This window comes from Nostoc sp. DSM 114161, assembly GCF_052692665.1.
The window spans coordinates 5,311,227-5,323,233 of the sequence record NZ_CP195141.1; the positions used below are offsets into that span (position 1 = coordinate 5,311,227).

The following is a 12,007-nucleotide window of genomic DNA, read 5'->3' on the forward strand; positions in this document are numbered from 1 at the left end:
GGCTTTCATCGGTCAAAAGTTAATGTCAAATCCCATTCCTATTTAGGGGTGGGATTTGCATTAATCGAACATTATAAAGGTGTTTTTTCTCTTCCCTGTTCCTCATTCCCTGTTAAGTAGAACGGTGTAAATATTTGTAGTTTGGATGAGGCACGAGGCAGGAGGCAGGAGGGTTGTAGCTTTATTATTTTTCTTAACACAGTTGTGTTTTTTCCCACCGACTTAGCTTACCTATAATTAATGTTCAAACAAATCTTTAAATTGCAATAAATCTAAAGAAACTATTGTTGGCAGAACTTCAAAACATTGTCGAGCAAGTTCCCACCGTTCTTCTCGTTTGAGCATTTCTGTAAGTTTTTTTTGTACGCTTAGTAAGTAGCGCACATCATTGGCGGCGTAACTCAATTGAGCTTCAGATAAATTAGCAGCGTTACCCCAATCAGAACTTTGAGCGCTTTTGTCGAGTTCGACTTGTTCCAACTCTTGCACCACATCTTTGAGTCCGTGGCGATTTGTGTAAGTACGCGCTAACTTACTAGCAATCTTGGTGCAAAAAACAGGCTGAACTTCAATCCCTAGATAGGCTCGCAAAGTAGCAAGGTCAAAGCGAGCAAAGTGAAAAACTTTTACAACATTCGCCGCTTGTAGAAGTTTTTTTAAGTTTGGGGCGTCAGTTTGTCCTTTGGCGATGCGGATTGCAGTGACTTTTCCTTCTAGGTTGCACAACTGAACCAGACACAAACGATCGCGCTGCGGTAATAATCCCATCGTTTCTGTATCGACTGCGATCGCTGTTGATTCTAAATATTGTCCAACGGCTGCATCACTAAGGTCGCGATCGCTCACCTGAAAATCTTGTAATGTCATGAAATGTTCAAAAATAATAGCAGTGCCCAGCAGACAAAAGTCTTGTCAGACACTACATTATTATTGTGCAAAAATATCAAAATTTAAATCTACCTAGTGCGAAAAAAGATTTGCGTCAGGTAGACTTCGCCCTGAGTATTAGTAGCAACGCCGATTCCAGTAAGGTTGTAATTTCCTTTAATATTCTTTAGATGTCCGGGGCTTTCGATCCAACCAGTAACAGCTTCATCTGCGGGGTTGCTATATCCTCGGTTGAAAGCCACATTTTCCGCCGCACTGTTGTAGCGAATAGGGATAGCTTTGACTCGCCCTTCAAATCCATGATGGCTGAATGGCGTTTTACCTTGAGCCATGTTTTGGCTATGAATTCTTGCCTGCCGCGTGATATTTGCATTTAGGGTCAACTTTGGTAGCCCTTTAGCAGCTCGATATTGATTGATTTCGTCAAAAACGGATTTTTCTAGCTCAGTAGGTTTAAAAGTAGGAGTCGATATTGCAGCCTGACTGGAAAAAAGCGACAACAGCTTATTACGGGTGGATGTATTTGTAGAATTGTGCCCTGGTATCGGAACAGTTGTTAATCCACTAGCAAGGACAAGCGCAGTTAAAGCGATGCCAAAAGCAGTTTGTCGGAACATGGAGAATTGCGTAATGTGTAGAGATATAAGACTTATACTCTACCTCATAGTTCCGAAAATATATACGAGAATACTATTAAGGATTGATGAATTTCGGCAATTTGGCCGCATCCTTTACACGGCATACAAACACTCATTTCCAATTGTCAATATTTCCATAGGTTACCTTCGGTAAAATCACCATTACTTTCGCTGATAGGGACTTCCAATTAAAAAAATATTCGATTGCTATTGTTCGCTGTTGACAGTTAACTGTCAACAGCAAATACGAAAAGATACTTACGTACCAAGGAAAATTTGGGTGAAGTAGATTTGCCCTTTACTGTTGCTGGCAACACCAACCCCGGTCAAATTATAATTACCTACGATATTTGCTAAATGCCCTGGACTTTTGAGCCAGCCTTGCACAGCTTGTGTCGCAGGATCGCTATATCCTTGGTTATAAGCGACATTTTCAGCAGCTCCTCTGTAGCTAATACCGATCGCTTTCAGGCGGTCTTGAAATCCAGTATGTCCAAAAGCTACTTTACCGCTAGCCATGTTCTGACTGTGAATCCTGGCTTGATTATCGATGGTAGAATTACGAGTCAGCTTTGGTAGCCCTTTAGAAGCTCTGTAATTATTAATTTGGGTGAAAACCGACTGTTCTATAGCAGCAGTGTTGATGGTAGATTGTGCAATATTAACAGTATCGCTTGATATGTGTGAAGACATCGGTGTTAAATTTGGCTCTGTTATAGAAGTAGCGATCGCTCCACTGCCTAGTAAAATAGTTCCTAAACCAATGCCGTAGATTGTTGTTCTAATCATTTGCTGAAAGTAAAGTTCCAGACCATCTAACCAGACTATTGTTGATTGAACAACTTGGTTATAAGTCTATATACCTCTACTTATGCTGCGATCGCTTTAAAAACTACCAGCAAACTTTTAAATTTATAAATTTACAAAAAAATTGCGCTGTCCGCAGATAATTTTCTTCTCCCATTGGGAAGATTATTTCTATTATATTCCTCATAAACGGTATGGATTTTTTACTCTAACTTCTGCGTGATTTCTATGAGTCTTGGTTGAGAGTTTCTAATTCCTGCACTACGCGCAATACCCGCGCGATGTATTCTCCACGCCACTTTTCTCGCTCGTTAATCGCTTTGGCATCCGGTTGATAACCTTCAATCTCGCTAGCAGATAAAATACCTTTAACTTCTAGCAATCGTTCAATGGTGTCGAGGCGATCGCGCAGTACGGACACCTCACCAGTCAAAGCCATAACCATCGCCAATAATTTATCAACTTGCGGATTTTCCAAGTAAACTGGTCGTTTACCCTTGGCTGTTTTTGCCATCCTAACTCCACTTTTCCAAAAACAAAGCTACATAACAAAAGGAGGAAACCCAGAGAAAATTGGATTTCCTCAATTACGAATTACAAATTAATCTATTTACTTAGTTGCAGCAACTACAAACCAAGTGCCAAAGCTCTTGGATTTATCACCTTGAGCTTTCCATGCTCCATTAGGAACAAATTTCTCAAATGTTTTATCTGCTGCAAAACCAGCCTCAGTAGCTAAGGACACCAAATCCAAATCGCGTACAGCACTCCAGAAGGGTTCGTTGTTGTTGGCGGTTTCCCAATCAAAAACAAACTGTGTGTAGGCGTCCATATGACGATACAGTGGTGCTTCCACATGGAGCATCATACCACCGGGAGCTAGCAAACGATAACACTCTTGCATCACTTTGCGGACGGCTGGCGGGGGAATTTCATGTAGCAAAATGTGAGAAACCACTAAGTCAAAAGATTCATCTGGAAAGTTAGTGTGTTCGGCATTTTGCTGAGAAAAGTGTACGCGTTTACCCAAAGATTCGGCTCTTGCATGAGCATAACGCAACATAGATGCCCCTATGTCTATGGCGTGGACTTCTGCATCTGGGTAAGCATCTACATAGGGTAATGTGCTATGACCGACAGAACATCCCATATCGAGAATTTTTCTTGGTCGAAACTCTGGATACTCTGGTAGGAGATAGTTTTGGACTATAGATAGCCCCATATCATCGTTGAGCGGCCCCAACCAACCCACACCATAAACATAAGTGCCGCGATCGTAAACTGCGCCAGCGGTTATATCATCAGCAGTAAATTCGCTGTGATATCCTCCAGGCATACAGTGAATATCTACAGCTTTTTGATAAGTAGGTGTTGAAAAATTCGGGTCGAGGGTTAAGGTTCCAAGTTCGCCACCCTTGTCTTTGGCACGCTCAATCAACTCTGGTAGTTGCCTCTCAACGCTGGTATTTACAGCATCCCATAACATTTCCTGGCTAATTCGTTTCAAAACACCAGTCCAACGATAGTAGGGTTCCTCCTCCATTGCTTGGCGAATTTCATAACGGTTTTGGGGAGGACGTTGATGTTCTTGTTCAAACTTCGGCTTGGCTAGTTTTTCATAAATTACTTTATTGCCAGGAGAGAGATTCCGAAAAATATGCAGTTTTAAACTTTGGACAAACTCTTGGCGTGCCAACTCATCTTGAGTGGTTTCCGGTAGCATAGCGTGTCGGAGCTGTCGATCCATCGTTGCTTTCTCCCAATATTTAACGTATATTTACTTACGCGGGATTTAAAAATTTGGCTACTGTTTGCACATCTTTATCACCACGTCCAGAACAGTTGATGACAATGCGAGGACTGCCGGTTAGTTGGGGACAAAGGGTTTCCAAGTAGGCGATCGCATGGGCTGTTTCCAATGCGGGAATAATCCCCTCTAATTTCGATAATTTTTGGAACGCCGCCAAAGCGTCTGCATCCGTCACACTATAATATTCAGCGCGACCAATATCTTTTAAATAGCTATGTTCTGGCCCCACACCGGGATAATCTAACCCCGCACTAATTGAGTGTGCCTCAATGATTTGTCCATCCTCATCTTGCAGCAGATAGCTCATGGCTCCGTGCAATACACCTACTCGTCCTTTTGTCAAGGTAGCTGCGTGTTTTTCAGTATTGACCCCTTCTCCGGCTGCCTCAACTCCAATTAACCGTATAGAAGGTTCATTGAGAAACTCATAAAATAGTCCCATAGCGTTGGAACCACCACCTACGCAAGCCATGAGGATATCAGGCAATCCACCCCATTTTTCCATTGCTTGGGCGCGAGTTTCTTGGCCGATGACTGCATGGAAATCACGTACCATCATTGGGTAAGGATGAGGCCCTGCGACTGAACCCAGGATGTAGTGAGTAGTTTCCACATTCGTCACCCAATCTCGAATTGCTTCAGAAGTGGCATCCTTGAGGGTTCCCGTTCCTGCTTCCACCGGGCGTACTTCTGCCCCCATCAACCGCATTCTGAAAACATTTAAGGCTTGGCGTTCCATATCATGAACGCCCATGTAAATTACGCATTCGAGTCCAAAACGAGCGCAAACCGTAGCTGTGGCTACTCCGTGTTGTCCGGCGCCGGTTTCGGCAATAATTCGCTGTTTGCCCATGCGCTTTGCTAACAATACCTGACCGAGGGCATTGTTAATTTTGTGGGCGCCAGTGTGATTTAAATCTTCGCGTTTTAAGTAAATTTGTGGCCCGGTGCGATCGGGACGTGCATACTGAGCAGTCAGGCGTTCGGCAAAATATAACGGTGTGGCACGTCCTACATAGTCCCTTAACAACTGCTGTAGTTCTGCTTGAAACCCAGGATCGTTGCGGTACTGCTGATAAGCTGTTTCTAACTCAGCAAGAGCAGGCATTAGCGTCTCAGGTACATACTTACCGCCAAAGCGTCCAAAGCGGCCTAGTGTATCGGGAACTTGAGCAGTTGAATTTGTAGACAGGGGAGTAGTAGTCACAGGCTGGTTTTGATGAGGGAAATAACTTAATTATTATAAGAAAGTCTAGGTCATCTGGGGATTGCAGAAGTATGACAAAATTTAGCACTGGTTAAAGCTCTGTACATAATTTTAGAGCTTGAAACCCAATCTCCAGTTCCTACTTACGGCGAGTTTTATCAATATGGTAATAAATACATTCTCAAAATTTTCAGAGGTAAATTTATGTCGTTAGTCACGATTAATCTGCCAGAAGAAGTATTTAGCGCCCGTCGCTTGAATCCAGAAGAATTTATACAGGATATGCGCCTTGCTGCTGCGATTTACCGGTATTAGAAGCAAGAAATTTCAATGGAAAAAGCCGCCACAGTTGCGGGATTAAATCATTGGGACTTTCTTGCTGTACTAGCCCGCGAACAAGTTGATGTCTTTGCTGTTGACTTTGATGATTTGCACAGCGAGTTAAACCGTGGTTAAATTGCCTGCTATAATTATTTTTTATTTACCCGAAGCTTGAGATTAAATTGTCCAGTGTTTGATTGTTTTTCTTAATAAAAATTTTATGTCTTCTTCTAACTCCAAATCTTCTGATAAAAACTTTGTCTACCGCGAATTCGGTAACGATAACTCCGCCGCCACAGAAAGACCAATTCCAGAATTGCCCCCACAACAACAAAATTTGAGAGTACAAGCTACTCGCGCTGGACGTAAAGGCAAAACTGTTACTGTGATTACCGGTTTTCAAGCCAAGCCAGAAACTTTGGCAGATTTGCTCAAACAGTTGAAAACTCAGTGTGGTACAGGCGGGACAATTAAAGACAACGAAATTGAAATTCAAGGCGACCACAAGCAGAAAATTATGGAGATTTTGACCAAGCTAGGCTACAAAGCTAAAATCAGCGGTGGTTAATCTTGAGCAAGTGCGGTTTACCGCATCTCGGTCGCAATCTAAATTGAGAAGTCCGATGTTATCTTTGAGAAGTGTTGTAAATAAAAACATGCTTGAAGGGTAATGAATGACTTGCTCAACAAGCTGTTTCGCATGAAATTAACAGGAGGTTTAAATGGATTTAGTTCGGATTCTGTGTGCAATTTTCCTGCCACCTTTGGGAGTTTTTTTGCAAGTAGGTTTTGGTTTAGACTTTTGGATTAATATACTTTTAACGCTCTTTGGTTACATTCCTGGCATTATTCATGCAGTGTGGATCATTGCTAAGAAATAATTATTTTTAGGGTAGGTTGAGTGTACCAAATTTCAGCGTTCAAGAAGCTGAAGAAGATTTGTGTAGAGGTAATTCAGGAATTGCCTCTACAAAATGAATATGGAAGCTAGAATTCAGAATTCAGAATTTATAATTTAGAATTAATAAGGCTTAGATATCAAAAGTGGATAAAGTGGACTTAGTGAATTAGTAGCGAATTGAAGTAATAAGTAATGAGCGGTTCGTTTTCTTGCGATCGCCTTTAACTTTTCAAGCAAAATATTAGCGGACGCTCTCAATCTTCAAGCAATTAGTTATGGGATCTCCGATCGAGAGAATACGCTATTAATATTGATGAATTAGGTAATTATAGTTACTCCTCCTGTATCCAAATCGTAACGACCTCCAACAATTTTTAACTTACCCGACTCTAAACGCTCACTTAAGAGTTGCGATCGCTTCAGTCGTTCAATTTGATATTGCACGTTGGCAACTACAGCATTTTCAACCGCATCCCCTGGCTGAAGCTTGGTATTTTTCACAACTGGCTTAATCGCCTCAACAAAGCTACCAATATCGCCGAGTAACGCTTCATTTTTCACAGCAGCGGTAACTGCTCCACATCGCTCATGACCTAGCACCATCAGCACCGGCGTACCCAATAAAGTAACCGCATATTCGATACTACCCAGAGATTCTGGCGTGACAATATTTCCAGCGAGGCGAACATCAAAGATATCTCCGATACCCTGGTCAAAAATAATTTCTGCGGGTACTCGTGAATCGGCGCAACTGAGGATAGTTGCAAATGGATGTTGTGCTTGAGCGACTTCTTGCAATCTAGCCGCAGTTTGATCGGGATATTGGGGTTTATGCTGAACAAACCGCTGATTTCCGTCTATTAACTTTTGGAATGCGGCGTCGGGACTTAGAGTTTGAGGAGGCAATTCTGCGGCTTTTACTTGTTCAACTCGCCAGAGGAAATCACTGGCAGTTAGCACCATTCCGAATGCTCCTGTGACCCCTAGCTTTAAAAAGTTACGACGTTCCATGAAATGTTTCATTGGATTTATGATTTTTTATAACGATGCAACACATTTCATTGAGCGAATTTCCATTACGTCAGAGACGTAACAAGTGCCTCCAAACTTGTTGAGCAGTGGTCTAATGTTTTCTACAACAGGTTTGAGTTGTTCTGGCATACAAAAGGCGATGATGTAGACATTATCAAGCATCGTCATGTCTAAATCTTCCGTTGTTCCTCGTAATCCTTTACCAGCAACATTTCGGATGACAGCGTGACCGTGTACGCCAGACTTGTCTAGGCTATCTAATATTTTGCCAAGCTCAAAAGAGTTGGCGATAATCTCTATCTTTTTAACTAGGTGCATGTTATTACCTCCAAAACAGGTTAATTCCGTAGAGATATAACGGAATTCCCACAATAATATTGAACGGGAATGTCACTGCTAGAGCTGTAGAAACGTACAGGCTAGGGTTTGCCTCTGGAACAGTCATCCGCATCGCAGCTGGCACAGCAATGTAAGAGGCACTGGCACACAACACCGCAAACAAAAGCGAATCACCCTGAGGCATACTAATGAATTTGGCGATCGCCAACCCAACAACCGCATTAACTATCGGAATTAGTATTGCAAATAAAATCAGAAAAACTCCGGTTTTTTGCAAGTCTTTAATTCTCTTGGCAGCAACTAGTCCCATATCCAAGAGAAAGAAGCTGAGAACACCGTAAAATATCCCCTGAGTAAAGGGTTCTAAGGTTTTCCCGCCACGTTCTCCTGTTAAGAAGCCTATTATCAGGCTACCAACTAAAAGAAAGACTGAACTATTAAGAAATGCTTCTTGCAAAACTTCTCCCCAGGCAAATTCTCGCTTTTCATCCACGGAGAATAGATTCACTAGGATCAGACCAACAATGATGGCTGGAGATTCCATCAATGCCAGAGCTGCTACCATGTAGCCATCAAAAGTAATACCAAGCTCGTTGAGAAAGGCACTAGCGGTGATGAAGGTGACAGCACTGATAGAACCATAGGTTGCAGCGATCGCCGCAGCATCGTAAATATCTAGCTTTAGCTTGAGGATAAAAAACGTGTAAACTGGGACAACGCAAGCCATCATCATGGCTGCTATGAGTGTCAGAACTACTTCCTGAGTGATTCCGCTTTTAATAAGTTCTACCCCTCCTTTAAAACCAATCGCCAATAGCAGATAAAGCGAAAGGAGTTTCGGTACTGGTGGAGGAATTTCTAGATCGGACTTGACAAAAACAGCAGTCATACCTAGAAAGAAAAACAGGACTGGCGGATTCAGGATGTTGGATACTATCAAGCTGACATCCATTTCCACCCCTCCTGATACTGGTAAAGTTGGGAATTAGAAAAATTTCTCATCTGAAAAAATTTAATGGCTCGATCATGATGTATCGTGTCTTGTTACCCCATGTCAATTGAACATTAAAAAACTCCATCCTTTTGTAGGTGGAGTTTTTTAGTATGGGGCATGGGGCATGAGGGAGATGGGGAGAAAAATTGCTACCTTGTCCCCCTTGTCCTCTTCTCATACCCAATGCCCAATGCCCCTAATCTATATTCCATTCCAAAAGCAAGGGGCAGTTATGCAATTGCCATTCCAGGGTTGAAACGTTCAAATCTTTGATTAATCCAGTACTGATATTTAGTACCCAGCCATGAACCATAGGTGCTTTTGACGTATAAAGTACCTGACGCATGATTGAAGTTTGGTAAAGATTCTTTACTTGCGCTGCAACGTTCATTTCCGCCAAACGGTTCAGGCGTTCTTCTCTTGTTGGTAAAGCGTCAATTTCTGCTTTTTTGTGTAAATACAATTCGCGAATCGGATTTACCCAGTTATCAATAATTCCGATGGTTTTCCATTCTAAAGCTGCCTTAATTCCTCCGCAATCGTAGTGACCACAAACGATAATGTGTTTCACTTCCAGATGTAGAATTGCGTATTCTAAAACTGCTAAAAAGTTCATATCTGTTAGAGAAACCTGATTAGCAATATTACGATGTACAAATAATTCTCCTGGTTCTGTACGAGTAAAATTTGTTAACGGCAAACGACTATCAGAACAACCAATATACAGAAATGGTGGCGTTTGTCCGCTAGATAATTCTTCAAAGTAATTCGGGTTGAGAGCCAGCTTATCGGCAACCCAAGCTTGATTATTCCTGAAGAGTTGATTAATACTGTTATATTTCATTCTTTCATCAAATTTGAGAGAGAATTTTTTGTAGAATAGTTCAGAACTCAGGAGACATTCAGAAAATAATTCTACAGAATACACAACTCAATTTTGACTGATAGCTGATTTTTATATTTCCTTTTTTTATAAAATTTTTAGCTACCTTCTATTTATTTATGAAACGACATGCTTTTTATAAAGCTGAGGATTAAAATTTTTGTATAAATTTAGATTGCCGATTTTTAATCTTCAGTATAGCCAACCATACTTAATTATTTGTGAAAATTACAGCAGATTGCAACTTGGTGAGGACAGATCGTGGTAGTAGCGCATAGCTGTAAAGCCCCTACCCATATAACCATGTACTTCATTTACTTGAAAAACGCTGTATATATCTTTTTCTTCTTTCTTACCTTTGCGTCCTTTGCGTCCTTGGCGGTTCGTTTCCTTATCCATATTTTTCACGACTCATTTAGGATTGCTATATGCTACAAAAGCTATTCGCTCAACAAGATACCCGACTTATGTCATAAGTCGGGTATCTCAATCTGACAATTTTCAGAAGTTAAATATGATTGCTATAGGATGTCTAGATATTTTGCAGGGCAGACAAAGTTAAGTGGTAAGCTAACCTAATAACGAGCAAAAATTTGAAGTTGAAATATTTAATACTAATTGGAAAAATCATTTCAACTGATGGATTCACTAAACACAGATTCACCAAGGCTATTCCCAATCCAAAATATACAATTCAAAACCATATCAGTTTCAATCAGGGACAACAACTTTGTTACCTTTATGATGGTTGATTGACCAACGGTGATCGACACCCAAAGAGGAAAACTGACAATTTTCTTCTAGTCGTTTTTGTTGCACAGCAGCTTTCCGGAGAGTAATAATTAGCTGATTCACTTGATACCGTAAATCTGGATTATCATTTACAGCTAACATTGTTTGTCTTTCTAAAAGTTGAAGTATAAGTTCGTAGTGGATAGGTGAAGGTAGGGGAATTTGCTCCATGAAGTTAGAGTTTCATTTCAAATTTGGGATTTTTACGGGTCAGAGTTTGTCTTTGAAGTTCTGATGCTGGGAAGCCGATCGCTAGATTTTCTCTTATTAATAAATTGTTACATAATAAATAACTAATTGTTTAGGCTTTGATTTGCCTAGCGATAAAGATTTAGCAAAGATATTGCTCGTATTAGGCAGCAAAATGCTGTATATCCACGTATAGTATGCCCAATAGTCAAACTATTATGTACAGTGACCCTGCAAGGAGCAGGGTGTTTTTTTAGAAATTGGTGGGTAATAGAGGAGCGATCGCAGCACCAGGATCTGGTTGTTTCACTAAAGATTCTCCAATGAGTACAGCGGATGCACCTGCTTTAACTACTAAACTCAAGTCGTCTGGTTTATGTAGTCCTGACTCGCTGACAACAAGGATGTTTTTCTGTTGCAATTGACTACCTCTTGCAGCCAAAAGTTGGCAAGTAGTTTCGAGGTCAACAGAAAAATCTTCCAAATTGCGATTATTGATTCCTACTAAGGAAACCCCATCTAAGGCTAACACGCGGTCAAGTTCTGCCAAACTATGCACTTCAATCAAGGCTGCCATTTTTAGGTTGTTGGCAATTTTCAAGAAATATTGCAAATCTCCATCGTTGAGGATAGCCGCAATCAACAAAATGGCGTCTGCACCTCGAATTCGAGCTAAGTACATCTGGTACGGATAGATGATAAAATCTTTGCAAAGTAGGGGTAAATCTACCGCGGTACGAACGTTGGCTAAGTTGTCAAAGCCGCCCTGAAAAAATTTGGCATCTGTTAACACAGAAAGACAGCTAGCACCGCCTTGTTCGTAGGATTGGGCGATCGCTACTGCATCGAAATCTGCTCGTAAAACTCCTTTGCTAGGAGAAGCTTTTTTTACTTCCGCAATCACCGCTGGCTTTGTTTTTCCTTGGCGCAAAGCCGCTACAAAATCACGGGTTGGTGGCGCGGAAAGTACCTGATGTTGCAATTCCCGTAAAGGTAGCTTTTCCCGCATTTGGTCAACTTCTTGTTCTTTATGCCAGACAATTTCTTCCAAAATATTGTTTGGTTCTGAATTAGGCACGGCAGCCTGATAACGTAACGTAGATACAGCAATAGCTGGATTAGGCGATCGGCGACGGATTTGCATAATTAGTCATTGGTCACTTGTACTGAGCGGAGCCGAAGTATTGGTCATTGGTCATTAGTCAG

At 41.3% G+C, this 12,007-nt stretch carries 16 protein-coding genes; 3 read left to right on the plus strand and 13 right to left on the minus strand.

Translation table 11 applies throughout. The annotated features are described in order from the left end of the window. Nucleotides 1–237: 237 nt before the first annotated feature. From NSTC745_RS22555 to trpB, 6 genes are all read right to left on the minus strand, one after another. Nucleotides 238–867, minus strand: a complete 630-nt coding sequence (locus NSTC745_RS22555; protein ID WP_445632941.1) for a ribonuclease H-like domain-containing protein — start codon at nucleotides 865–867, stop codon at nucleotides 238–240. Between the two features lie 89 nt (nucleotides 868–956). Beyond that, the gene (locus tag NSTC745_RS22560) at nucleotides 957–1,505 is read right to left on the minus strand and encodes a CAP domain-containing protein (RefSeq protein ID WP_445632942.1); all 549 of its coding nucleotides are present in this window, start codon (nucleotides 1,503–1,505) and stop codon (nucleotides 957–959) included. A gap of 279 nt (nucleotides 1,506–1,784) precedes the next feature. Further along, nucleotides 1,785–2,315: a CAP domain-containing protein gene (locus NSTC745_RS22565; RefSeq protein WP_445632943.1), complete on the minus strand. Its 531-nt coding sequence runs from the start codon at nucleotides 2,313–2,315 to the stop codon at nucleotides 1,785–1,787. A 244-nt stretch (nucleotides 2,316–2,559) separates the two neighbouring features. Continuing rightward, nucleotides 2,560–2,847, minus strand: a complete 288-nt coding sequence (locus tag NSTC745_RS22570; RefSeq protein WP_445632944.1) for a hypothetical protein — start codon at nucleotides 2,845–2,847, stop codon at nucleotides 2,560–2,562. Between the two features lie 96 nt (nucleotides 2,848–2,943). Continuing rightward, nucleotides 2,944–4,080 (minus strand): class I SAM-dependent methyltransferase, encoded by a 1,137-nt coding sequence (locus NSTC745_RS22575; protein WP_445632945.1) that lies wholly within the window; start codon nucleotides 4,078–4,080, stop codon nucleotides 2,944–2,946. A gap of 34 nt (nucleotides 4,081–4,114) precedes the next feature. Beyond that, entirely contained in the window at nucleotides 4,115–5,350 is a 1,236-nt protein-coding gene (gene trpB / locus NSTC745_RS22580; protein ID WP_445632946.1) for a tryptophan synthase subunit beta, read from the minus strand. A gap of 330 nt (nucleotides 5,351–5,680) precedes the next feature. On the opposite strand from trpB, the gene NSTC745_RS22585 reads away from it, so the two are divergent. From NSTC745_RS22585 to NSTC745_RS22595, 3 genes are all read left to right on the plus strand, one after another. Beyond that, nucleotides 5,681–5,806, plus strand: a complete 126-nt coding sequence (locus tag NSTC745_RS22585; RefSeq protein ID WP_445632947.1) for a UPF0175 family protein — start codon at nucleotides 5,681–5,683, stop codon at nucleotides 5,804–5,806. Between the two features lie 85 nt (nucleotides 5,807–5,891). After that, on the plus strand, nucleotides 5,892–6,239 hold the full coding sequence (locus NSTC745_RS22590) for a translation initiation factor (RefSeq protein ID WP_445632948.1): 348 nt from the start codon (nucleotides 5,892–5,894) through the stop codon (nucleotides 6,237–6,239). 154 nt (nucleotides 6,240–6,393) lie between these two features. Next, nucleotides 6,394–6,552, plus strand: coding sequence for a YqaE/Pmp3 family membrane protein (locus tag NSTC745_RS22595; RefSeq protein ID WP_445632949.1), 159 nt, complete (start codon nucleotides 6,394–6,396; stop codon nucleotides 6,550–6,552). A gap of 338 nt (nucleotides 6,553–6,890) precedes the next feature. Here the strand turns inward: NSTC745_RS22595 and NSTC745_RS22600 are convergent, their stop codons facing one another. The 7 genes from NSTC745_RS22600 to trpC all read right to left on the minus strand — a co-directional run bounded on the left by NSTC745_RS22600 (nucleotide 6,891) and on the right by trpC (nucleotide 11,945). After that, the gene (locus tag NSTC745_RS22600; RefSeq protein ID WP_445632950.1) at nucleotides 6,891–7,583 is read right to left on the minus strand and encodes a carbonic anhydrase; all 693 of its coding nucleotides are present in this window, start codon (nucleotides 7,581–7,583) and stop codon (nucleotides 6,891–6,893) included. Nucleotides 7,584–7,610: 27 nt separating this feature from the next. Further along, entirely contained in the window at nucleotides 7,611–7,922 is a 312-nt protein-coding gene (locus tag NSTC745_RS22605) for a P-II family nitrogen regulator (protein ID WP_445632951.1), read from the minus strand. A gap of 4 nt (nucleotides 7,923–7,926) precedes the next feature. Next, nucleotides 7,927–8,895, minus strand: a complete 969-nt coding sequence (locus tag NSTC745_RS22610) for a sodium-dependent bicarbonate transport family permease (protein WP_445632952.1) — start codon at nucleotides 8,893–8,895, stop codon at nucleotides 7,927–7,929. A gap of 238 nt (nucleotides 8,896–9,133) precedes the next feature. After that, nucleotides 9,134–9,781 (minus strand): carbonic anhydrase, encoded by a 648-nt coding sequence (locus NSTC745_RS22615; protein ID WP_445632953.1) that lies wholly within the window; start codon nucleotides 9,779–9,781, stop codon nucleotides 9,134–9,136. Between the two features lie 267 nt (nucleotides 9,782–10,048). Continuing rightward, nucleotides 10,049–10,219 carry a hypothetical protein gene (locus tag NSTC745_RS22620; protein WP_445632954.1) on the minus strand — a complete coding sequence of 57 codons (171 nt, stop codon included), beginning with the start codon at nucleotides 10,217–10,219 and terminating at the stop codon, nucleotides 10,049–10,051. A 312-nt stretch (nucleotides 10,220–10,531) separates the two neighbouring features. Beyond that, nucleotides 10,532–10,783, minus strand: a complete 252-nt coding sequence (locus tag NSTC745_RS22625) for a DUF5340 domain-containing protein (protein ID WP_445632955.1) — start codon at nucleotides 10,781–10,783, stop codon at nucleotides 10,532–10,534. Nucleotides 10,784–11,054: 271 nt separating this feature from the next. Continuing rightward, nucleotides 11,055–11,945, minus strand: coding sequence for an indole-3-glycerol phosphate synthase TrpC (gene trpC / locus NSTC745_RS22630; protein WP_445632956.1), 891 nt, complete (start codon nucleotides 11,943–11,945; stop codon nucleotides 11,055–11,057). Nucleotides 11,946–12,007 lie beyond the last annotated feature (62 nt).